Source organism: Colwellia demingiae (assembly GCF_007954275.1).
GTDB lineage: Bacteria > Pseudomonadota > Gammaproteobacteria > Enterobacterales > Alteromonadaceae > Colwellia > Colwellia demingiae.
The window spans coordinates 154,622-179,934 of the sequence record NZ_VOLT01000006.1; the positions used below are offsets into that span (position 1 = coordinate 154,622).

Below are 25,313 nucleotides of genomic sequence, written 5' to 3' on the forward strand. Positions count from 1 at the left end.
CACTTTCCACTATCTAAAGAATTATTAATGGGTAATTTAGTTAACCTATCTACTTGGATAGAATTAACTTGCCAAACATGCCCGCATCTTTCCAACCACGGTCAGGCGATTTACCTGCGGCTGATTCAGAGCCAATAAAATTTTCTCTTAGTTCGCTGCCATCGTTATCGCAATAAGCAACCATTAAGCCCATGACTTTACCTGCAAATAACTCAATAGCTTTATTGTTATCGTCCTTTCCTTGTAGAACGTCCTGGTAATTATCTTGATAGATCTCAATGCCTAGCTCCCAGAACAGCTTGTTACCCTGCTGTAACCAACGGCTTTCAACATGGTGTGAATAACTTTGAGCAAGTTTATTTGTCCCTATATCTATCGCTTGATTGTCCAAAGACATATGGTAGGCAAAAGCATTATGGTTATACTGATGATCACCGCCAGAGAAATCTTCGTCTAAAAATATCTCTAACGTGTCATCATCCCAATACTGAGTTAATGGGTCACGATGGGTATCAATTAAAATATCATCCACAATTTCAGTCAAAATATATAACTTGGATTTGCTCCAAACAACTTTGTAGCGGCCTTGAAAGTCTTCTTTTGAAAACTCTGGACCTAACCAACGTTGGTCTAAGTTTTGCCATTTAGCTGATTGCCATATACTTTCGTCAGCGATCCCATCAACTTTAATCGCTTTTCCTGCGTAAGGAGCAAAATATTCTGTTCGTTCAGGAGCATGAGACTCTTTGGAATATGCACTGTGAGCCTGAAAAAAAAACAACATAAAAAGTGTTGTTAAACTAACATTTAGAACTTTTATTTTTGTCATTATTATTCTCTCTTTTAGTGGAAGTTCATCCCCAAGACAATCCCTGAAATTAACAACCTGATGATTCATCATCTAATGATGATTTCAACAAGACAACTGTATTACGCTAAAGCGGATTAATGCTGCGGTAAGTTGGAAAGTATGCAGGTAGTTATGTGTATAGACATCAAAAAGCCCTACTGACCAAAAGGTAAGTAGGGCTAGGAAGTTAATAAATTAGCTATTTATTTTGAAATATTTAAATCAGTAATGTAAATTTTATTACCTACACCACCACCTTCACCAAATATCGCTATTTGTGTAAGTTTAGATAAGTTAAGTGGTATATCAGCCACATTGATGCTTACCTCTGTCCAGTTACTATTAACCGTAACCGGTACTTTGAATTCTGCACCATCAACAATAAAATCGATAAAATAAGCAGAGAAGGCACCTTGAGCAGCAATTTTGAAATTAATGGTGCTATATTTAGCCACATCTAATTTGTACTCTTGCACACCTCCATAAGTATCTCCCATTAACGCAAGTACCGCGCCCCAACCTGCACCTTTTGTTAATTCAAAAGCATTTAAGCCATTGTAAACAACATCAGATGTTAGCGTGGTGCCAGTTGACCATTCGCTAATAGTGGTATTGCCATTATGCGCTGAGTCATCGCCATCAAAGATCATATCTGAACTCTCGCCGCTAGAAGAGAAAAATACAAATTTATCATCTGAGCTGTCTTTTGCTGGTGCCACTTTACCCGAATCATAAAGCACCATATCAGTGATATAGATTTTTTGGCTAGCAGAGCCGCCCGCATAAACACCAAACAATGCCATTTGATTTACATTTGATAAATTAACACCGTACTGTGCTAAATCTATATCAATGCTATTCCAATCAGCGGGGTTTGCTAAACTAAAGCTAACTTCTTGAGCAGTTTCATTGTTACCCACTTTGGAGACAATTGTTAACGCGTAACGCTCGAAAGCACCTTGTGAAGCAACTTTAAACTTAATGTTGGTATAGTTCGTCATATCTACATCATAGTTATCAACATTTACGCCATCAGAAATATCGCCCTGTAGGGAAAGTACTGCACCCCAACCACCACCAGCGGTAAGTTGAATAGCATCTAAACCTGAATAGTTAATTTCGCTTATTGTCGTACCTGTGCTCCACTCACCAAAGATAATGTTGCCAGCAGCACTGTTGTTATCGTCATCAACAATGATGTCGCTGGTGATATCTGCATCGGATGAAATAAAGACATAGTCACTCATCGTTTCATTATCAAACGCGATAATGTCATCTTTAACTAAACTAAAGTCAGTAACATTAATGGTTGAAACACCTGTTTGGCCACCAATACCATAGACGGCAATCCAATCAATTGATGATAAGTTCAATGGGATATCAGCAGCATCAATTGAAATTGTTTGCCAAGTTGCAATACTTTGATCTAGAGGCAGGCTAATTTCTTTACTAACTCCGTTAGCTGATATCGCCACTTTAAAGCCACCATCATAACCGCCACTAGTCGCTAGTGTTAATTCAACACGGTTGAATAAACTAAAGTCACCCAAAATACCGTTTTGGAAAGCTAATACAGTGCCCCAGTTACCTTGTTCTGGTGAGTTAGCACTAGAAGTAAGCTCCCACCCCATTAAGCCATCAAAAGTAACATCAGCTTGAATTACCGTGCCAGTGCTCCATTCACCAATAGTATCTGGGGTAAGGCTAACATCAGTGTCATCCGTAGAAGAAATAATAACAAACTCATCGTCAACTACTTGACCTCCAGTATCTCCACCACCAGTATTTCCGTCGGTATTAGCTTGAATAGAAACACTAACATCATCAATATAAACTGAACCTGCTTCAGCGCCTAAATCAAACAACACCCGGCTGTTATCATCACCAAAACCTGCAATAGTGAACACATAGTTATAGGTTTGCCACTCCGTCGTTAATGCTACGGTTTCCGTAACATTTGTCCATGGGTCTGAATTAAGACCAAGACCGGCAATCATACTCCGCGCTATAGATGCTTTTGCTTTAAACGATAAAACATAAGTTTCACCGGGAATTAAAGTCATTATTTGACTTAAGTTAACATCCCATGGGTTACCTGCTACTGCAATATCCGCTTGATAGAAAGTATTATCACCTTCGGTATTAACAGCAACAGCGCCTATCCAACCTTCAGTGCCATTATCAAAAGAACCATTGCTTAGAATTTCTTCACCTGCAACTGGACCAGAATCTCCGTCACCTGTGTCTCCACCAGAGCCGCTATCGCCGCCAGTGTTTTCACCTTGCAAAATAGTGATATTATCTACTCTAAAGACAGCACCTTCACCTTGAGCCCAATCTGGAAAAATCATGATAACGTCAATACCGTTTAGCTCTAAACCAGCATTACTTAAATCGTTTAGTGATATTGCATAATGCTGCCATTCTGCGGTGGGTGTAGATATTTGAATAAGCGATTCAGTCGTTGTACCACCTTGTTCAACTTTCAAATTCCAGTTGGCATTGGCATTATTTGGTGGCGTCACCAATTTCATGTCAAATTCCAACCAACCGTTATTTAACATCGGTGAACCGTCATACGCTACTGGAATATCCGCTTGAGAGGTATTAAAACCGACGACAGCCGGCGCTGCTCCCATTGAAAATTCAACCACTTGGTCATGGTCGACATCATCGGTAACAATAGCAAAAGTTGTTTCTTCATTACTGCTCCATGCAGGCCAACTTTCATTATTAGCATTATCAAATACAACGAGATCAATTGCTTCACCTGTTGAAGGTTTTATTGGTGTTGGTGCATCACCATCAACTAATGAACCACCCTCGCTAATAGGATCTAAATAACCATCACGAACGCTAGCACAACCTTGACCTGTCGTTGGGTTTACTGAACACTCATAAACACGAACATAATCAAATTCAAATGCATTATTAGCATTAAAGGCTGAGGCATCGATACCACCATTATTAACATTTTCAGACCAACTTCCCCCCACGGCAAAGTTTAATATCAAGTGGAAGTCTTGGTTAAATGGCGAGTTATCCCAATGGAATTCATTCTCATAGTCAGCAAACCAACCACGGTGAACTAAGCCATTAGCATCGCCGTCACTGTCAATATTCACTTGTGATCTTAATTGTGTTTGATATAAGTAACCATCAACATACCAGCGAATTTCGCCTTCTTCCCATTCGATTGCATAAGTATGAAATCCGTCAGCAGGGTTCTCATTTTCAGGTAAACCGAAATGAGATCCACTGTTTGATTGATTTGGCCAGCTACGACCATACCAAAGATTACCGTGCACATAGGCTTCTTCAATACCTTGGCTGTTAACTGTTTTCAAATTAACAGATTCAAAAATATCAATTTCACCTGAATGTGGCCAGCCGCCATAAACTTCATCCGTAGGTAACATCCAAATTGCAGGGAATGAACCTTGTCCTTGTGGAGGTTTAGCTCTTACTTCAACTCGGCCGTATTTCCAGTCACCTTTATATTTAGTACGTAAACGTGCTGAACTATAAGGTAAAGCTTGCCCAGACTCTGGTTTAGCAACAATTTTTAAAATACCACTGTCAACAAATGAGTTTTCTGGATTGCTGGTATAACATTGTTTCTCGTTGTTACCACCACCACTACAGTTTACTTCATGTTCCCATTTACTTAAGTCAATGTCGGTACCGTCAAACTCATCGTTCCATACCATAGACCAATCTTCACTTGGCTCTGTACCACCAGTACCTGTATCACTACCGTCATTTCCACCACTAACAATGTTGATATCGTCAAAGTAGAATGTCCAGTTGGCAGGGTCGCCTGCTGCATCACCCATAATACCTAAATCGAAAATCAAGGTAATCGCGGTTACGCCTGTGCCTGTTTCACCTGCAAAATCAAACGTTAACATTTCCCAGCCTGAACCAGTATGGTTAACAATTCTTTCAACATTCATGCCTTCAAGTTTAAATAAAACAGGAACAGCACGTTGTGACCAAACGTTCATAGTGAAAACAGTATCGCTAATATCTATAGCGCTAGGTAATGTATATGTTGTTCCGCCCCAGTGTTGACCTGCAAACTTCAGCATTTGTCCAACTTGAGCACTGGTATTAACACCTGACATATCTGGGTTCGCAGCGATAGTCGCAACGCCACCGTCAAAGTCAGAAAATACGTAAGTACTAGTTTCAGCTTCAAAATCAGATATTGCAGTGTCTGTGCCACCTCCAGTTCCTGTATCACCACCTGTGTCAGTATCGCCGCCAGTGTCTCCACCGCCAGTATCACTACCATCACTTTCAACAGTAACAGAGACGTTGTCGAAATAAGCATCAACCATACAACCTGCATTAGCGCCACAGTCAGCCTTAAGTTGCATCGTCACGCCACCACTTACATCGTTGCCTGTAGTAGTCGTGAAACTATAATGAGTCCACGTACCGTTCGGGAACATGGGTGCGCCACCAAGCAGTTCTGCCTTTGAAACACCACCGCCGTCTAGCTCAGAGAAAAACTCAGCAAAAACGACACCGCCTACACCCGCCATAGATCCAAATAGGTCGAACGAAATGGTGATAGGTGTATTAGGTACTACAGTGCCAATACCGATGTTGGCTTGCTTGACTACAGGAAATGATGCAGGACCACCTTCAGCTGGCACGTTAGCAATTAGATTTCCCGAAAATGTACCGCCATTAGCTTGAACACTAGTCGCTGCAAAAGAGCCGTTGTTATCAGTTGCGAATGAGATCCACCCGGAAGTATCGCCCGCTTCAAAATCCCCATTAATAGACAGCTCTACTCCAGTACCAGTGTTTCCGCCAGCTCCCGTATCACCACCAGTGCCAGTATCGCTTGCACCATTAAATGTGATGTTGTCAAAATAAACAACATTGTCATGTTCACGAGCAGCATTAAAGTCTGGGAATACAATGATTTGATCAATGTTAATACTTTCAGCTGTACCAATTTGACCTGAAAAATCAAAGGTTAATTCTTCCCATTCATTGATTAAGGTATTAGCTACTTTAATGTCTGCTTGAGCACCACCACTAGCGATAGCAAATTTAAGCGCTACATCACTGATGACAGTTTTATAAACCATTATTTTTACAATGCTGTTAGTCGCATCTAACGTCATTGGGCCAAATTCACCGTGAGCTGATTCAGCACCAGCCCAAGCAGCACCAGCTTGTCTCGCCGTAAACATTGCTACTGTAGATGAAGAGTTATTACTACCAGAGTATGGGTTAGCAACGATTTGAACCGCTGGATTATCTTCATTTTCAAAGACGTTCCAAGCAAAGTTTGCACCTACTCCATCAGTTTCAAAATCAATAGCTGCAATACCGCTAGGTGTAGTATCGCCGCCAGTGTCGTCACCGCCAGTACCCGTGTCACCACCACTTTGTAGCGTTACACTGATATCATCAAGATAAACCGTACCCGCTTCAGCACCCATATCAAATAATACGCGACTGTTGTCATCACCCAAACCTGTTGTGGTTAAGGTATAAGTAAATGTTTGCCAGTCAGTAGTTAGCTCTGGTGTTTCAACTACATTTGTCCATGGGTCATGCGCTAATCCTAAACCAGCAATAATAGTACGAGCTACAGATGCTTTTGCTTTAAAGCTTAAAACATAAGTTGCATCAGGAACAATGGTCATTATTTGGCTTAAGTTAACATCCCAAGGGTTACCTGGTGCTGCTACCTCTGCAATAAAGACACTGTTGTCGCCTTCTAACGTAACGTTACCGCCATTCCAACCTTCAGTACCGTTATCAAAAGAACTGTTAGTTAATAGCTCATTTTCAGTACCAGTATCTCCACCAGTACCTGTATCGCCGCCAGTACCTGAATCTCCAGGGTCAGTGCTTTCACCAACAGTAACGATTTCAAAGCTATTAGCGGCAACATTGAGTTGTTGACCATTGCTATAAGTTACCGTTATTGAGGTATCGCCAAAGTTATAAGCGATATAAGTAGTTTTACCATAGTTATCAAAGGCAACTGCTGCAGGGTGGTTAGCGGTTAGATCACCTGAACCTGTTTTTAAGTGACCTAGTTCTTGCCATGTTTTCACCCAATGGTAGGTATGCGCTTTACTTTCGCCCGTTTCAGTCGAATAATTAGGTGCCATTGTTTGATAATCAGCAAATGAAGCATCGGCATCTGTCATCGCCCAAAGGTTCCACCAGATATCGCGCCATTGGTCGTCAGCTAAACCAGACGGCTTACCGTTGCTTGACTCTTCTAAACCAAGCGCAACATACTCCTTCATGTAATCAGGGTATTGACCCACATGTAAAACTAATGGGTTAAGCGGTAAACCTTGAATGCCTAAAATATGAGCATAAGCACCACTAAACCAAGTTGAGAATGAACTACCCGTTCCCCAAATAATTGAAGTATTAATACGATTATAATCCGCAGGGAAGTTATCGTAATCATTACCACGATCAGGGTAATCAGCTGACTCATTGCGAAAACGGTCAATGTTATTCCAATATTCCCAGTAAGCAGACGTAGATGACGCGTGTAAATACATGCCTTTTTCTATTAACGCATCGTTACCCGTGATCATGCCGTATAAAGCAATAGCACCGTAAGCATTAGCTGCTTCAGACGTTGACTCGTTGTTGTTACCTAAAGCAAAGTTTGCATTACCTGATGCCCAAGAAAAACCGTTAGCGGGATCAAAGTTTCGCAAGTATGGAAACATACTATCGTCTTTGCTTGCCGCATAATCACGAATTAACAAATCAATCATAGGACCATATTGGTCGCTGCCACACCAAGCGGCATCTACGCGACAAATTTCAGCTGCTGCACGAACAAAGTAGCCATAATGGAAATGATGATCATTTAAACTTTGGTGAGATCCAAATGACTCTTGCATACCTAACAAAGAGCTCCATTCATCATCATAAACGAAGTACTTTTGTGTATCTAAGCTGCCATTAGTGTCTGCAGTAAACCAGTCTTCTAATTCAGCTTTTAACCAAGTGATGAAAGCATCAGCTTCGGTGTCCATACCAATAGAGCGGGCGATTGCCACCATCTCTGCCATTTTACCGTAGCTTTTACCTGCCCAATAAGTATCGTTGGCAACATTGCCATCATTATTGAGGTTCCATTGCTCTGGACCTTTATCAAGATATTCAGTCACTAAGTCAATAAGGTATTGATTATCAAAATCACCGATAGTTGACGGTAACGTAGGTAAAACACCCACAAATGGAAGTTCATAAGAAAATGCCGATGTTTGACTAAACTTCACTATGCCACGTGCGCTTCGTACTTTATGTGCACTAACGGCTTGTGAACTATTTTTCCACGCCATTGGTAACATACCAGCAGCCGTTTCTACCGCATTACCTTCACTATCAAGGTAGCTGTGTGAAACTGTTACGCTGTTGTCTGAACGATTTACTGAATAATCAATATCGACTTTACGAACAACATTTCGTGCTAATGCAGCAAAGAAGTCAGCGGTGTTATTACTTGGTGTTATTGCGCCATTTGGCGGCAGTAAGGTTAAAGTAATTTCATTGCTATCATTATTGACCGTAATCGCATTTGATGAAATCTCGTCAAAGGTAGTTGACCCTTCACCGGTGATAAGGAAGTCATTACGAATACCCGCAACGTCAGTCCAAACACCTAAGCTATTACCTTGTTGATAAAAAGTACCTTTTTCTCCGCCATCAGCAGCTTTAGTTTTTACAACAATTTGACCACGAAAAGCTTTGAAGTAAATATAAGGAGAGCCATGAACAAAAGTGGCTTCCATTACTGGTTTATTACCTGACTGCCATTGTACTGTTACCGAACCGTCGCTGTAATCTTTAAGATAAGCATCAAGCTCAGTAAAAACAGAGTTTGATACGGCAATACCGTCAAATACTTCGTTGAAAGGATCAGGGATAGCATAAACAAATTTGCCATCATCGCCACGCATACCTGTAGGAATGCCTAGAACACGAACACCTTTATTAGATACACGTGCGGCGATTGGGTCTGGAGTAATATAAGCCGCTTGGTTAGGATCGCCAATCGCCATTTCGCCATGAAATGGAATTGAACCCCACCATTTATGAGTTGGTGTTGGATCATTGGCTATATCGCCAATAACTTGTGGATGAAGATAAGTAGGCGTGCCAATAGGATCACAACCACTCACGCCAGGTTCAGTAACACCCGCGCTGCCTATCCAATTACCATAATCATAAGTGCAGGTATAACCATCTGGATTAACACTGTCAGAAATATTACCAGCACCATAGTTGGAAATGTTGTATGTACTTGGATCATTAGCATCAACAGCAGTACGAACGTAATCTGTAGGAGGTTCAAGGAAGTATGTTGAAGTATCTACGTAATCATCTTCACCAGTATCATCACCGCTTTGCAGTGTTACACTAATATCATCAAGATAAACCGTACCGGCTTCAGCGCCCATATCAAATAAAACACGGCTGTTGTCATCACCAAAACCAGAAGTGGTTAAGGTGTAAGTGAATGTTTGCCAATCTCGAGTAAGGGCTGCTGTTTCAGTAACATTAGTCCACGGGTCGTGCGCTAAACCTAAGCCTGCAATAATAGTGCGTGCCACTGATGCTTTTGCTTTAAAAATTAAAACATAAGTTGCATCAGGAATAATAGTCATTATTTGGCTTAAGTTAACATCCCAAGGATTACCCGGAGCTGCAACTTCAGCAACAAAAACATTGTTATCGCCTTCAGCGATAATAGTTCCACCGTTCCAACCTTCAGTGCCGGAGTCGAAACTACCATTAGCTAGCACTTCTTCGCCTGTACTCGTATCGCCACCTGTATCACCACCTCCGGAGCCAACTTCGCCTGTACCAACAACATAGGTAATGCTTTCAGAGTCTATTGCGCCACCAGTATCTTGCTCATAAGTGAATGAATAAACAATCACGTCATCGTTTATTAAACCTTCAACAGTATGGGCGTTATGATTACCCGCATTTTCCATGCGAACATTTTGTTGTGGAGCACCATTTACCGAGTAATGAGCATCAGCCCAACCGATATTATTAACAAATAAAGTAACGCTAGTTTCGCTTGTAACTTCAAGACCATAAGTGCTGTTTCCTGTGCCAGTGTCACCACCAGTATCGTCACCGCCATTGTCGCCACCATCGTTATCGATAATAACAGAGACATTGTCGAAATAAGCATCGATCATACAGCCTGCATTAGCGCCACAGTCAGCTTTAAGTTGCAATGTCACTCCACCGCTAGCATCGCTACCAGTGGTCGTTGTGAAGCTATAATTAGTCCACGTACCGTTAGGAAAAATCGGAGCACCACCTAGGATTTCAGCTTTAGAAACACCACCGGCGTCTAACTCAGAGAAAAATTCAGCAAAAATAACACCGCCAGCCCCTTCGACCGAACCAACTAAATCGAACGAAATAGTGATTGATGTGTTAGGTGGAACAGTACCCGCACCTAGGTTAGCTTGTTTGATCACAGGAAACGATGCAGGGCCACCGTCTACAGGTACGCTTGCAATAAGATTGCCTGAAAAAGTACCATTTTTAGCCTGAACATTAGTTGCCGAAAAAGAGCCACTGTTATCCTCTGCGTATGAAGTCCAGCCGGAAGTATCGCCCGTTTCAAAATCACCATTGATAGAAAGCTCAGTGCTAATATTGCCGTCGTCTAATTGAGCTGCGGAACAACCCTCTTCATTAACGTCAGCATCTATTGCTGTGTCAGGACATATATCAAGGGCATCATTAACGGTGTCATTATCGCTATCTAATTGTGTAAGAGCACACCCATTTTCATTAACTTCAGCATCTGCAGCAGTATCTGGACATAAATCAAGATCATCAATAACGCCGTCAATATCGGCATCTTCTGGAGGAGGGTTGCTTTGAAAGCTGGTATCGAAAGTAAGACGACTACGACGCGCATATTCGAATCGAGCGGTTACTGATTTAGACGAGTTAGGCGTCAGTTTAGTTGGTACTAAATCGAAGTAAGGTACGCCAGTATCCGTTGTACCATCTTGGTCTTTTACGGGAAGTGTAGAATTTTCGATTAAGACGCGAAACGGACCTGTAAATTCTTCAGAGCCATTATTGGTTATTTTTATTTGAACAATATAAGCGTTTTGTCCACGAACATAACGCGCTTTAGAAGTAGATATAGAAATATCATCGTCGAGTGTTGCCCAATCAGCGAATGCTGCATTAGACAATAGTAAGAAAAATATGCAACAAAACCCTTTAAAGAAATTATTTATCTGCATTAGATGCCCTTATTTTTTTATTGATTTACGGACTAATTCATTCGCTAGTTTTCTACGGCTCATTAAACCGGCAAAACCAAGCGCAAATATTGCTAAGCTCGATGGCTCAGGTACATCAGTGGGAGCTTCTTCAATAAATACATTATTGATTGAAACAAATGAGGTGTTTTCATCAAATTCACCACCTTCATCGTAAAGATAAAATGATAAAGACCAGCCTTGATTGGTATAACTGGTAAGCTCATCAGCACTTATTGCTAAAGATTCATAGAAACTATCAGTCCCCGTAATATTCAGTGAGAATAACTCTAAAATATCGAAATCATCGTTAATTAAACTGATGGATAAATAGTCATCAAAAAAGTTATCAAGAAAAGTGCTATCAACATTAAAGTCTATCGTTAAGACATAATCAGTATCAGCATCAAAGGCGAGTCCTTGCCATAATTCTGCTTCAAAATCAGGGAAATCGTTAACCTTAAGTTCTGCCAAGCACACTCCTGAAACATCATTTGTGCTAACATCACCATATTCTTCCCAACCACTTAGATTACAACTCCCTGTAGTTCCAAAACTACCATTGGTTATAAGCGTCGCTTGAGATTGTGTGGCAACAATCAGTAAACCTAATGCCGCAATCCCCTTTGTTAATATATTCATCTTCTACCCCAATATTTTTTGTTAGTGCATCCCAGCTTTAGAATTGATAAATAGACATTCAACGTTATCGAGATAATTTGAATGTTTTTGAACATGACCGTACTAATCATATTTCTTCACAGTACTGGTTTTCTGTTCGCCTATTAAAATCAATCAAGTAAAGACAATAAATACTGAAACATAGGCGACAATCAATCATCTTATTAGGTGATTAATTAAACAACGGCAATGCGCTAACATGGACTTTGTCAAAGACGAATCGGATAAGTTAAAATGACAATGCGCCAACATGGACTTTAGCAGCGATGAATGGGAAATTGATGACATCAATTAAAGGATACAGTGAGGCTCAAATTTCAAATATTCACAATTTATGAAATAATTAACCGCAGTAATGATTACTTTTTATAAGGAGTAAGGTGAATATGGGTATGACAGTTTAAGGACAAGCGGTAAAAGCTAGATGCATAAGTTGAATTACCGGGTCATAATTCAATTTAATAACTGTCATCGATTGCGAAATATAGGGATATTCCGCTACCAGTCAGATAAAAAGTCCTTGATCACGTCTCGGTAGTTTCGACTAACTTTGACTTGATCATACTCTCCAAGCTTTAGAAAATATTCGCCTTTGGTATGAGGTATAACTTTTTGAATATAGTTAAGATTTACTATTGTTGAACGGTGAACTCGTTTAAATATTGATGGATCTAAATCATCTAACAAGTTTTTTAGCGTACTTCGCTTAATATGAGTAACACCTTGAGCGTGAACACAGCAATAATCACCTGCGGCGTCAACCCACTCAATATCAGCCTGTTTTAGCAAAGTAATATCATCTCTATCTTTAATGATTATTTTATGCTCTAGATTACCCTTGTTTTGGCCTAATGAACTTTGCCCTTGTGAGCTTTGGCTTGAACTAGCACTATTTTCTCTTTCATTAATGGTATCTATTGCACCAATAATTCTTGATTTATGCTCAGTTTCTTCTTCGGTTTCAAAGCGGACAATCGCTCGACTAACTGCCCGAGTAATTCGTTCTTCATCTATTGGCTTAAGAATATAATCAACAGCATGTACATCAAAAGCATCTAATGCGTATTGCTCAAAGGCCGTGGTAAAAATTACCAAGGGTACAATGTCTGATTGGAGTTTTTTAATAACACCAAAACCGTCAACACCGGGCATTTGAATATCCAGAAAGATCAGATCGGGTGCCAAGTCCATTGTCTTCTCAATTGCTTCTCTACCGTTCTTACACTCAGCAATTATTTCGATTTCAGGAACTTTATTTAATTTGGCACGTAATAAATTAAGTGCCAATGGCTCATCATCAACTATTATTGTTCTTAATTTAGGCATAAAGCTAACTAACCTTCATTGAATTATATGCTTGATTAACTATATCAGGTTCAGCCGATATCCAGTGGTAATTTAATGGTATTTTTTAAACCACCAGAAGGTCTAACATTAAGATTATATACATAATTATCGTTATATAACGCTTTAAGGCGTTCATCGATATTACGCAGTCCAACACCTCGGCCTGTTTTACTCTTAATTTTATTTATATCAACACATTTAGCTGCCCCTGTATCACTTAATTCTAGTACCAACATATTATCAATTACATCAGCCGATAAACTTATGACTCCACCTTCTTCATTTTGTGCAATAACATGCTTCATCGAATTTTCAATAAGAGGCTGCAGTAATAAACTAGGAATTAACGCGGATTTTGCTACTTCTGATATTTTAAAATCTAGTTGAAGTCGCTCTCCAAAGCGAGTTTTTTCTATTTCTAAATAAAGTTTTAATGCTTTTAATTCAAATTCTAACGCTATTTTAGTATCAGGGTCATTATCTAGTGAATAACGTAAGAATTTACTCAACTGAACCGTCATCTGCTGTGCTTTTTCTGCTAACTCAGATTCAATCAGAGAGTTTATCGCATTCAATGTATTACAAAGAAAATGTGGATTTAACTGATACCTAAGCATTTTGATTTTGGCATCTCTTGCAACGGTCTGTGCACTTAACCTTTTTAATTGTTCTGTTTTTGCTTCAGCTTCCTTTTTAAGCATAATTTCATGTTCAAATTGCAATAATTGATAATAGCGAATACCATGATAAAAACCGGCCCAGCAAAAATAAATAAAGATACTACTAAAATACCAACCGCCAAATTGAGTCCAAATTTCATCAGTGCCCGTCAGTCTTATGTAGAGTTCTACCCTAATAACTGTCCAGATAAAAGAAATCAATAATACCGAAGTAATACTAACGAATACACGTATAAAAATGGAGGTATTCCAACACCTCATAAAAACCCAATACAAGGGCAGTGAGAATACTACACCAACAAAAGATTGTAAAAAGGTGTGATTTAGGTGTGCAACATCTATTTGAACATACCAAAGTGTTAAGGAAACTAGACTGATTAAAGAAACAAAAGACCAAAAACAGAACTGTAAAAACCAAAATAGGTAGATAGGATTTTCTGATATAGAGTTGTATTTTTGTTGTAAAAAATGTTCGGACATAGTGTCTCCTGGCGTTTCAACTTATTATGTTACAACTTATTATCAACCGGATCGATCGTAAAATTCCTATCCGTCGCATGTATGACCCACCTTAACGCAAACAGTAAAAAATAATAAATACCATTAAGTCATTATCTTAGTCTATAAAAACAATAACCCCCGTTTAAAAAACGAGGGTTATTAAATAAGCTACACCGCTAAATGAAATTAGGCCACTTCATCCTGTGTATTAATATTAACGATTGTATCTGCATGAGTTGTTTTTCTGGGGAATATGTCTTTCATGACTAACTTAGGTGTGCGATCAACATAAAACAATCCCCAATGTTTTTCTGGCTCTAGTGGATCTGACGAGCCCTTCCATGGTTCATCAAAAGCTTCAAAGACAAAGGTTAATATTTTCTCTTGTGTTGTCCATGCAAGCAATTCCTCATAGTAATGTGCCTGTAAGTCTTCGTTAGCATTCCACGGTTCTATACCCCTGCCATTTGATGCCGTTGTCCAACCCGCTTCAGTAATAATCACTGGCTTATCAGGGTAATGATTTGCCACACTATAATAATTTTGTTTGGTATATTCGAGCGCATCTTCCATTGTTCTAAATTCCCATGCAGGATAAGTATGAATGGAAATAAAATCTAATTCAGCAACCAAAGGCTCCAATTTGTACGTCCATGGAACGTAGTTTTCGCAAAAAGTAACAGGTTGTTTAATTTCTTTTTTGATTTGACGAACATAATTCACTAGTCTATCCACTGGCACCATATGATCGGTCCATTCAACGCTAGCTTCATTACCGACAGATACTGAGAAAACAATGTCATCATACTTTAATGATAACTCGATCATTTTATGTATTTCATTACAGTTATTCTGTCGGTTAGCACTAAGAGTTTCTTCGCTAAATTCAGCACCCCATGGACAATGAGGGTTACTCATTTCAGCAGCCATATCAACACCGAGCATTACTTTGAAATGTAATGCTTCTATACGAATAACATCTAAAACAATTTCAGCATGTGGTCCACAATCGTAAATACGAAGGTAATTCCAATTGCTTGCTAGTATAAGTAAGTCTTCCTTAACTTCGTCATACGTTGGATAAATGCCCTCTCTTGGGTTTTGTCCATCACGATAGCCAGAATAACAAATAGCATTGGCATGGCTTAAATTCATTGAACTAATTGTTGCTACTTTATCACTGTGTTTCTTAAACATATTTCATTTTCCCGTCTTTATCCCAAAGTCCCCAATAAGCACCTACATCGCCTTCATCAGCGACTTTCCATGTTTCATCAAATGATGAAAAATAGAAAATTTCGATACCATCTTCTTCCGCCCATAAGTAAGTATTTATAAAATACTTCAAGGCATTTTCATACGATGGCTCTGCACCTCTTTCAGCAGTACCAACATTCGGCCAACCGGTTTCGGTGATAATGACTCTTTTGCCCTTACCTGCTTTCACGGCACGTCGATACATATCTTTCATATAAAGTAACGCATAATCCGCTGAGCAGCCTTCCCAGAATGGGTAACAATTGGCTAAAATAACATCACAGGCATCGGCTATCCGTGGGTAATCTTCAAATTCAAAGTAAGCATCAACATAACCCACTTCAACATTCGGCAAGGCTTGTTTGGCGCGATTGATATAGTCCAACAATTGCTCTTCCGATAAATCACCACGCAGTAGTACTTCATTGCCTACCGCCAAAATATCGACATGTCCTTCTGTTGCAGCACAAATGGCATTAGCGAGCTCTTTTTCATTGTTTTCTAGATCGCTATCTAACCAAACACCTACCATAGTATTAAGGCCATTGGCTTTTGAAATAGCGGGGATTTTTTCATTACCTTCTGTACAAGAAAAAGAGCGTACCCAATTTATATTGGGCTTAATTATGTTTAAACGCTCAGATATTTGTTCCGCTTCAATTTGTGTACCCGGTCCTTGTACTTCAACATAGGGACTAAAAGATATGCCATGAATTTTCTCAGTTAAAATATTGCTTGCTAAAGCTCGCAATTCATCAACTGACAAGTTTGAAAAATTCACACCTGCCAATGACATATACTTATTGTATTTACTCGACATTTTGTACTCCAAAAAATTTCGTTTTATTATTCAAATAACGTTTTATTAGTATTATTTACTCAGCAATCTCATTCAGAGAAGAGCTGAGTTGAATTTAGGTTAAGTGAAATTTGACGAATATGACCATTGCGTAAGAACAAGTTTGAGCTTTCTTTCTCTGGTAACGTCAATTGATTTAAGATTTGCTGTCTCCCATCTTCCCATGTAATCGTCAATGTTGACTCTTCACGATCACTGACTTGATAAACAATGGGAACCTGACACCAAGTAAAGGCTAACCCCGATTCAGGTACTGTAATTTCTTGCCAATTATCATCAACATCCAAATAAGTAAATGGGGTTACTTCTTTAACAAACTCACATGGGCGTAGTAAATTAGTTTGAAATTGAACTGTGCCTGCTTTGACCCTAATCCCCAACTCGCCAAAACGGGCAAGGATTTCTTCTTTAACTTGTCCAGTCATCCCTGGTTGTTGAGCGCCGGCATGTTTTGGGGTATGAGAATAAGGGTCCGCAGGGAATGCACCATATTCACTCGGTGTTTTATTAAAGCCTAATCCTTCACGCACTCGGTAATACAACTTACCTAAATGGGTGCAAGTACCTTCATCTTCACCATTATCTACCGCAGTGAAAAAGTTTTCTTCTACCGCTAGTAATAACTTAGCGACCATATGCCAATAAATACAACCTAAACCTTCAAAACCAAACATGCCACCAGAACGCCCAGTAAACTCCTGATGATTAAAAACTTCTTCATAAATAGCGACTAAGAGAGATCTCGACATTTCAACTAGATCGCCATAAACACCAGACAGCGCATCTAACTGTGTCATTAAATCATCAGCATTGGTTAAGTCTGCATTAAAGCGATATACGCCATCACTATCTTGCAAAATGATGCGTTCATCCTGCTCTCTAAGCATTTGCTTTAACAAAGGATTTGTTTGAACTTTATTAGTATCAACACAGTTTTTTTGCAAAAAGCTAGGTAACTTTCTGTCTGGATATAGCATAAAGGTATCTTGGTCTTTACGATAAACATCGCTTTTAAACAATGCCTCTACCACAGAGATAACTTTCTCTGAGCTAAATGAGCCGGAACTTAACGCTGCCACTTGCCCTTCCAACATAGGATAAAGGTCATCAATAGTTAAGCTTTCCTGTTCAAAGGCAAGTAAGTTATAGGCATTATAAAGGCCATCTTCGCGCTCATTAGTGTGAATAGTATGCTCAATTGCAGCCAAGGCATCTTCAAGCATTGACTTAATTTCTTCAATTGGTTGCAACATTTTTCCAGAGAATGCTTCTTGACTGTAAATGGTTTCGCGGTATCGACTTGATGCCTGCCCTAGTTCAAATGCACATTGATAACGTTCATCGGCACTTATTGGTGCATTATTTAATAACGGACGCACTTTCTTCAATGCATTAGCCGTTTCAACGATCCAATCGTTTACTTCTTTAGAAATAATGGTCGATTCTGACTCTTTCGCTAATAACTTTTGCAAGAAACAAACATATCTGCGTAAATAATATAAAGTCACGACAGATACCCCCTGCCCCACTAAGGCATTATTGGCATCATTCCATTCAGGTCTTTGGGTATTTAGCCAAATGCCTCCATCTATCACTAAATTACCCAACTTACAAAGTAGTGGTACCATTAACTTTTCAAGTAAGTTAACTTGATAAACTTCACCACTTGAGTCGAGCATCAATTTACCATCAGCACCTATTTTGCTAACACGTTTTTCAATTCGTTCAGCTAACTCTTCATCATAAGTAACGGTGCTTTTGGCATTTTTAACTAAGGCATTAAATGGTTTTATTCTATAGGGCACATTAGCGTAACTAAACAGTGGTTGACGTAACAATTCGCTCAGTTTTTCTGGATGAAACGATTTTGAAAGTTCCAACATTTTTTGTAAATAAATGATCTGATGATCACCCCAATAACCGATATAACTCCATGGGTCATCTGGCTCTTCAACCTCCCAGTCAATTCCCTCTTTCGTTATACGATAAGGGTTATAGCCATCAATGGTGGAAGCGTTAACGAATTTGGCTATCACATTTTCAATAAACTTAGGGTAGCTGAATGTTAACGCTTCCCAATTTTGAAAAATGTCTCGCCAATTACCTTGATAGGTCAACAAACTATTGTTGTTGTCATCTTTTAGTTTAATGGCAAATTGGTTCCATGGACGACTTGGGTCTCCATGTCTTAGACCAAAAAATATCGGCAGATATTCATAACAAAGACGTTCGAGCTGTTGATCTTCTTGTTGCTTAACCTGTGAAAGTAATTGCTCAATATTGATGCTTTCAGGCAAACATCTAAAAAACTCTTGGTGACGTAAATAAACATCGCTATTAAACAAGTTAACGGTACTTGAGAAATCTTTTGACGATATTTGATAATGTTCATCAAAAGCACCACCACGCAGCACATTAAACTGCACGTTAGCGTAATGGTGTACAGAAACATTTTCTTCTGCAGTGACTTGAAAACCATCTGCTGTTGCCATGATACGAGCTAAGCCATCAGAGCCCTGCGCAATAGACGAAAGTATGTTATTTTCCAATGTTGAGGTATGAGATAATTGACTACGCAGTTTTGTTGCTTGGCTTTGACTTTGTTCAACATTAGCAACAAATTGCCAAGTTTTATTCTTAAGCGGCTCCAGTGTTATAGTTGAATTCACTAAGAATGCGCCACGAATACCACGTTTATGTGTTTCCTGTTTTACTGGCATTCCTGTGCGAAAATTAGCTAGCTGTTCAGACGACAGTAATATTTTTGACTGCTCTAAACCTGAACAAAATACCGTGTTTGTTTTTAAGGACTCACAAGGCTCTGCTCTATCAGTAATACCAGAGTAAACAGTAAAAAATGCCAATCCTGAACTTTCATCCAATTCAGTCCACTTATATGCATCAACTAAATTACTTGAATTAGTTTGCGTAAAACGTGGTGTTCCTGCAGGTAGAATATTTTGAAAACCATCAATAAGTTCAACATTTGCAGCTTTGTCTGATAAGTTCACCAACTCACATTGACGAACAAAACCAAACTCTTCACTTGTCGCCCATGTGTATTTATATTTAAGCTGAAGATCATTATTTATTTCTTCAAAACAAAGCTTATTGCCCAATAAGTTTTTATATATATTACGCGTAATGTTATAGCGATTGTCATGTTCACGATTAAAGGGTTCCCAATTTACAATGTCCCCATTGTGATCAACACGTAATAGCGTCTTACAACCCGTATGAAGATCACTTTCATGTATTCTATCTACTGTGATATACGGAAATAATGCTGTTTCTGGAGAAACTCTTCCGGCAGTTAAGCCACCCGTAGAGGATACAAATAGCCAATGATCACTATTTGAGATAACACTGATAAAAAAGGGTGCCATGTTGTTAACATTATTGATGGCGTAATATCGCTCATCATCTAACATAATGAATTCACCGGTTGTTTGATTGTTATCTGTTTTACAATTTTTCATGTTAATTCCTACCTTAACTAGCGGCCTATGTGCTACTTAAATATTTAAATTAGTCAGTACAGTTTAATTCTTACGTCTGTATCTACTCGTTATTTTGTTAATGGATTCAAAGTTAATTCTTTCCAGGTAATGGTTTAAAAACTCTCACGTAGTCGACTTCCATTGATACAGGAAAAATACTGTCATCAATGGGTCCCCCAGCCCTACCCCACGAACCACCAATCGCTAGATTGAGAATAACGTGGTAAGGATGATCAAAGGGCCAAGCCTCCCAACCAGTTGACTCGTTTGAATAAAAGAAATATGGGGTTTCATCAAAGAACACAATAATATGTTCTGGTGTCCATTCTATGGAGTAAACATGAAAAGCTTGGTCAACAGTTTCACCTTCGAAACTTGCTTTTCTTTGTTCCGAATTAACCCAATAATATGCCTTATTATGTACAGTGCCATGAATTGTTTGCATGTCGTAACCAACATGTTCCATGATGTCAATTTCACCAGAATTAGGCCAAGCATCACAAGTTGAATTTCCTTGCCAGTCTTCATCTTGTGAGCAAGTTGTTTCGTACTTAAAGGGATCACTAGGTAACATCCAAATAGCAGACCATGTTCCTTGCCCTTTAGGCAGTTTGGCTCTTACTTCAACACGCCCATATAATAAATCACCTTTTCCTTGGGAATGAATTCTGCCCGACGTGTATTTAGCATTACCATAGTCTTCTTTGTGAGCGGTAATAATGAGGTTTCCATCTTTAACCTGAACGTTTTCAAGAAGATCAGTGTACGTTTGGTCTTCATCATTTACCTTACCTGCAGGCCAGATGTCATAGCTCCATTTGCTTGGATCCGGTTTACCTTCATAGTCGAACTCATCGTTCCAAACTAACTCCCAATCATTTGAGGATTGTATTTCTACTGATGTGGTGGTGGTTTTACGTACCACGAGCGCATTTAGAATAGCCTGCCCTTTAGATGCCTTTAGTTCAATATTAAGCAATCCATCAGTGACGGTGACATCATGAACAGCACGTACCAGCTCAGATTTGTTTTTACCATCGCGTGCCAGTTTTATATCAAGCTCATCAATAACTAACTGCCCCTGAGCGTACACATCAAAAACGCGCTCTCCAATAGCAGGGTTTTCTGGCTCTACAAATTTAAAAGTAACTTCATAGCTGCCATTTTCTACTGGCTGTTGTATGGTTAAATCGCCAAAGCGATAGCTTTGAAAAAGAGCACTATCTTGCGATCCTTTAATTGCCTCATATATAGTGCCTTTATTGTCTCCTAACACTAAGCTGTCAGTTTGATATGTGATTCCATCAGAACCTTGATACTGCTCTCCACCGATATTAACGGCCCAGACAATATTGCGATTAAAAGCATGAGAGTTCGATTTTTCTTTAACTGCATTTTCAGTGGATAGCTGAGAAGACTGTTTAGTTGCTGGGATGGTTTTTATACTTTCCTCCGAAGTGCATGCACATAAAACTAGGATGGCTGTCATTGAAAGCAAAGTGCTTTTCAAGCGATTAATGTTTAAATTTTTTTTCATTTGTTCTCAAACCTTAAACAAGTGTAAATAAACAATACATTTGTTATTTGGTATTAAATAATTACATTCAACAATAAAGTAGCCTGAAATAATGACAATCAAAACGAGTTAAAACGGACTGAGGGTGCGGTAAATACGACAAATAGTTATTTTCAGCGAGAATATATATCTAAGAAATTACTCCTATGAAGCCAGTAAAATAGTCCTTTGACCAATACAATTGAAATATATGATAAGAACAAGGCCAGTAGTTCGTTTCATCCTCCAGATAGTCCGCTTGACCGCTTTTAACTATTATTATTTCACCAACCCTGAAATTATAATTATTAGTGTTATTTATTATTGCTGATATATAGCAGGCCAACAGCGCTCAATATTTAAACAATATGTTACCTATTGTCGATATTCCCTTAGCTAGGTTTAAAATTTAATTTATATGAAAAAAATTGATGAAACTTAATCCGTTTTATAACAAAAAAACAGCTAACATTTTTACTAAATAAAAAAATTTAATATCGCTATTAATTATAGGGTTGATGATAATTCTACAGCTCTCGCCGTAAAACGCTTTAGCCAAGCTGCTTAGCATTACTGAAAGAGGTTGGGCACTTAGTGCAAATGAATTTGGTGAACACGCCAGCGAAGCAAATTAAAAACAGTACTTTGATGAAATTAAACAATGAGCTAAATCAAGCAACACCACTTTCTTCTTTTTCGAGGTATTTGATTAACCATGGAAGGGAAAGCCGGATAATTTAAAGGATGCAGAAAAGCATTGGGGATTATTTAATGTAGATAGAACACCACAAAAAGTATTAAGAAAAAGTATTAAGTAAGCTGGATTTGTCTACATTGATTTTACAAAATGAAACCAGAACAAAGTTCTGTAAAAAAGTATAAAAAAGGACAGAGATGAAAACATTGTGGTTATTAGTTTTGTCATTAGTGATCTTTGGATGCACAACCTTTGGGACAAAAAATACTAAAGTCGACGCAAATGTGATCTGTATATGGGGAACACAGCAGTTTGATTTGTGCCAATACAAAACTCAGGAACAGATGATTGATGCGCTGTTACTAGTGATGAATTTGGATGAAAAAATTGGCCAAATGACCCAATCAATTTGGCACAATAATGTGTCCCCTGAAATTGTCCGTGATAAACGTATCGGCTCTATCATTCATACTGAAGGCCCGACACCAGGGCCTAATGCCATGGACTGGGTAAACAAGTTTAATGAGTTTCAAGCCAGTGCCTTACAAACCCGCTTGGGTATTCCGCTGCTGATTGCGGTCGATGCCGTTCATGGTCAAAATACCTTTGAAGGTGCGGTAATTTTTCCTCATAACATTGGTATGGCTGCCACCAGAAATATGAGCTTGATTAAACATGCCGCTCAAATTACCGCATTAGAAGTTGCCGGCACGGGGTTTAACTGGACGTTTTCACCTTGCATTGCCATGCCGCAACATGAGCACTGGGGACGAGTTTATGAGGGATATACTGAAGACAGAGATTTAACCACAGCGGCCGTTATCGCGTCTGTTCAGGGACATCAAGGAACGAGCCTTGCCCACCGTGATACGGTAGCAGCCACCGCAAAACATTTTATCGGTGACGGCGCCACTGACGGCGGGGTTGAAGGCGGAAATGCGATAATGACTGACCAAGTCATGCGCGAACACTATTTACCCCCATACACCGCGGCCGTTAACGAGGGCGTTGCGTCTATCATGGTTGGGTTTAACTCTTATAATGGCCATAATATGCATCAACATACTCACTTAGTCACCGATGTATTAAAAGGTGAACTGGGCTTTGAAGGTGTTGTTGTTAGCGACTGGAATGGCGGATTGCGCTTTGGAGATCCCCATACCGTTATCAACGCTGGTATTGATATAGCCATGCAACCGGGCAATCACAATGAGTTCATGGCAAAACTTAAAGCATCGGTGCTTGATCAAACTGTCCCAATGAGCCGCATTGATGATGCCGTGCGCAGAATTTTAACCATGAAATTTAATCTTGGCCTGTTTTCAGATCCCTTTGCCAAAAAGGAATTCGCCAAAAGTGTTGGTTCCCCTGCACATCGAGCGGTTGCCCGACAAGCGGTGCGAGAATCATTGGTGCTGTTGAAAAGCGACAATGATGCATTGCCACTAAGCTCATCTGACTCGATTGCCGTGATCGGTAAACATGGCAATAACAGTGGTCTGCAAAGTGGTGGTTGGTCTATTCACTGGCAGGGACAAACAGAAAATTATCGCGGGGCAACGACCATTTATGACGGTATCAAAGCGCAAGGAATGCATGTTGAATATGCTGAACAGGGTTGTTATCCGGATATGCTTGCAAGCAAAGCTGTAGTGGTAGTTGGAGAGTTTCCTTATGCCGAGGCACTCGGCGACAGTGATGAGTTATGGCTAAGTGATGCCCACAAAAAACTCATTACTGGCTGCAAAAGTCTCGGTAAAAAAGTCATTGTGATACTTATTTCAGGTCGGGTCTTGGCTATTAGCGAAGATTTAGACAAGAGTGATGCGTTTATAGCAGCTTGGTTACCCGGCTCTGAAGGTGCTGGTGTTGCCGATTTCTTGTTTGCCACCAATGGCTTCAAACCAACAGGTAAGTCACCTTATTCATGGCCGGTTGCCGTGACCGATATACCACTAGCGCCGAACGCTGATCATGAGTTATTTAAATTTGGCTATGGTTTACAAGATTATTAACGTCGGTAAAACGCCTTTACTTAACCAGAAATAACCAATTTAACAGAATATAACAATTTAAACTCTTGGAGAATATATGAAGTCTACTTTACCCCTGATCCCACTTGCATCAGCATTACTACTAATTGCATGCTCTGGCGAAGTAACAACTAACGAGTCAATGAAACAACAAAGCACAGTGAGCAATTGGCACGTTGATTTTTTCGATGGTTTCGATACGTTCAACCCCGACAACTGGCAAGATCAGCGCATCTGGGTTAATAATGAGACCCAATGTTATGTTCCAGACAACCAGTTTGGCACGCGTGAAGTGAGCAATGGCAGCATCAAGCTGAAAGTTATCGATACTGGCGAGAAACGCAGTTGTGATAATTTTGACAAACATGGCAAACAACATCCGGAGACCCAATATGTTGCAGGTCGTATAGCTTCTAAAAATCTTAAGGAATTTGTTAAAGGCAAATGGACCGCTCGCTTAAAAGTCGAAAACAGTGGTCAATCCGGCATGTTCCCTGCTTGGTGGCTCCTCGGTGCTCAAAATAATGAGCCCCCCGTACAACAGCCTGATGAAAACGTGTGTTGGCCTATGGTCGGCTCGGGTGAAATTGATATTTTTGAGCATCACAGTGATGGCGGCCCAGATCATTATGCAGCACGAGCCATTAAAAGTAATGGCAAGTGTGGAGACGGTGATTGGCAAGCCCTAATGTTGGTACAAGAAGCCAAGCTAGACGAATACCATGATTATTCAGTGGAATGGGTTGGCGATGATGTTATTTTCCGCCTAGATGAAGTTGAAGTATATCGACTCCCTGGTGAAGCAGATAAACTTGCTGAGCCCTTCTTCGCCATCTTGAATTTTGCCAAGATCAATGATTCAGCCATGACCGCTAACTGGGTTATGGAAGTCGATTGGGTGAAGCACGAAGCCTGGTATTAATAGTAGCTTTTCATTAACCATGTACAGGGATACCTTTGTCGCATCCCTTGAACATTTACAGGTGAATCGCCTTATTTATGGCCAGTTGCTATTACCGATATCCCAATGGTGCTGAACG

11 protein-coding genes are annotated in these 25,313 nt (G+C 39.6%); 2 read left to right on the forward strand and 9 right to left on the reverse strand.

Annotated features, from left to right (window positions below):
- Positions 1–49: 49 nt before the first annotated feature.
- The 9 genes from ESZ36_RS13250 to ESZ36_RS13295 form a co-directional block, all read right to left on the reverse strand.
- Positions 50–829: a sugar-binding protein gene (locus ESZ36_RS13250; RefSeq protein ID WP_146788786.1), complete on the reverse strand. Its 780-nt coding sequence runs from the start codon at positions 827–829 to the stop codon at positions 50–52.
- A gap of 224 nt (positions 830–1,053) precedes the next feature.
- Complete coding sequence (locus ESZ36_RS22550; RefSeq protein ID WP_170235843.1) at positions 1,054–11,145, reverse strand: carbohydrate binding domain-containing protein; 10,092 nt, start codon at positions 11,143–11,145, stop codon at positions 1,054–1,056.
- Positions 11,146–11,154: 9 nt separating this feature from the next.
- Positions 11,155–11,805 (reverse strand): PEP-CTERM sorting domain-containing protein, encoded by a 651-nt coding sequence (locus ESZ36_RS13265; RefSeq protein ID WP_146788788.1) that lies wholly within the window; start codon positions 11,803–11,805, stop codon positions 11,155–11,157.
- A gap of 537 nt (positions 11,806–12,342) precedes the next feature.
- A complete protein-coding gene (locus ESZ36_RS13270; RefSeq protein ID WP_146788789.1) occupies positions 12,343–13,170 on the reverse strand; it encodes a LytR/AlgR family response regulator transcription factor in 828 nt (275 codons plus the stop codon).
- 50 nt (positions 13,171–13,220) lie between these two features.
- Positions 13,221–14,351: a sensor histidine kinase gene (locus ESZ36_RS13275; RefSeq protein ID WP_246129097.1), complete on the reverse strand. Its 1,131-nt coding sequence runs from the start codon at positions 14,349–14,351 to the stop codon at positions 13,221–13,223.
- A 207-nt stretch (positions 14,352–14,558) separates the two neighbouring features.
- The gene (locus ESZ36_RS13280) at positions 14,559–15,569 is read right to left on the reverse strand and encodes a glycoside hydrolase family 17 protein (RefSeq protein ID WP_246129098.1); all 1,011 of its coding nucleotides are present in this window, start codon (positions 15,567–15,569) and stop codon (positions 14,559–14,561) included.
- Complete coding sequence (locus tag ESZ36_RS13285) at positions 15,562–16,449, reverse strand: glycoside hydrolase family 17 protein (protein ID WP_170235844.1); 888 nt, start codon at positions 16,447–16,449, stop codon at positions 15,562–15,564. The genes ESZ36_RS13280 and ESZ36_RS13285 overlap by 8 nt, the downstream gene beginning before the upstream one ends.
- Positions 16,450–16,517: 68 nt before the next feature.
- Positions 16,518–19,967, reverse strand: coding sequence for a hypothetical protein (locus tag ESZ36_RS13290; protein ID WP_146788791.1), 3,450 nt, complete (start codon positions 19,965–19,967; stop codon positions 16,518–16,520).
- Between the two features lie 112 nt (positions 19,968–20,079).
- Complete coding sequence (locus ESZ36_RS13295; protein WP_246129099.1) at positions 20,080–21,525, reverse strand: malectin domain-containing carbohydrate-binding protein; 1,446 nt, start codon at positions 21,523–21,525, stop codon at positions 20,080–20,082.
- Positions 21,526–22,437: 912 nt separating this feature from the next.
- Between ESZ36_RS13295 and ESZ36_RS13300 the strand changes: the two genes are divergently transcribed.
- Positions 22,438–24,255, forward strand: coding sequence for a glycoside hydrolase family 3 protein (locus ESZ36_RS13300; RefSeq protein WP_146788793.1), 1,818 nt, complete (start codon positions 22,438–22,440; stop codon positions 24,253–24,255).
- A gap of 310 nt (positions 24,256–24,565) precedes the next feature.
- Positions 24,566–25,195 carry a glycoside hydrolase family 16 protein gene (locus tag ESZ36_RS13305; RefSeq protein ID WP_246129100.1) on the forward strand — a complete coding sequence of 210 codons (630 nt, stop codon included), beginning with the start codon at positions 24,566–24,568 and terminating at the stop codon, positions 25,193–25,195.
- The last annotated feature ends 118 nt before the right edge of the window (positions 25,196–25,313 follow it).

What these genes read in the sequence shown, in the direction of transcription:
- ESZ36_RS13250 (WP_146788786.1), bottom strand. Translation starts at nt 829, where the DNA reads ATGACAAAAATAAAAGTTCTAAATGTTAGTTTAACAACACTTTTTATG.
- ESZ36_RS22550 (WP_170235843.1), bottom strand. Translation starts at nt 11,145, where the DNA reads ATGCAGATAAATAATTTCTTTAAAGGGTTTTGTTGCATATTTTTCTTA.
- ESZ36_RS13265 (WP_146788788.1), bottom strand. Translation starts at nt 11,805, where the DNA reads ATGAATATATTAACAAAGGGGATTGCGGCATTAGGTTTACTGATTGTT.
- ESZ36_RS13270 (WP_146788789.1), bottom strand. Translation starts at nt 13,170, where the DNA reads ATGCCTAAATTAAGAACAATAATAGTTGATGATGAGCCATTGGCACTT.
- ESZ36_RS13275 (WP_246129097.1), bottom strand. Translation starts at nt 14,351, where the DNA reads ATGTCCGAACATTTTTTACAACAAAAATACAACTCTATATCAGAAAAT.
- ESZ36_RS13280 (WP_246129098.1), bottom strand. Translation starts at nt 15,569, where the DNA reads ATGTTTAAGAAACACAGTGATAAAGTAGCAACAATTAGTTCAATGAAT.
- ESZ36_RS13285 (WP_170235844.1), bottom strand. Translation starts at nt 16,449, where the DNA reads ATGTCGAGTAAATACAATAAGTATATGTCATTGGCAGGTGTGAATTTT.
- ESZ36_RS13290 (WP_146788791.1), bottom strand. Translation starts at nt 19,967, where the DNA reads ATGAAAAATTGTAAAACAGATAACAATCAAACAACCGGTGAATTCATT.
- ESZ36_RS13295 (WP_246129099.1), bottom strand. Translation starts at nt 21,525, where the DNA reads ATGAAAAAAAATTTAAACATTAATCGCTTGAAAAGCACTTTGCTTTCA.
- ESZ36_RS13300 (WP_146788793.1), top strand. Translation starts at nt 22,438, where the DNA reads ATGAAAACATTGTGGTTATTAGTTTTGTCATTAGTGATCTTTGGATGC.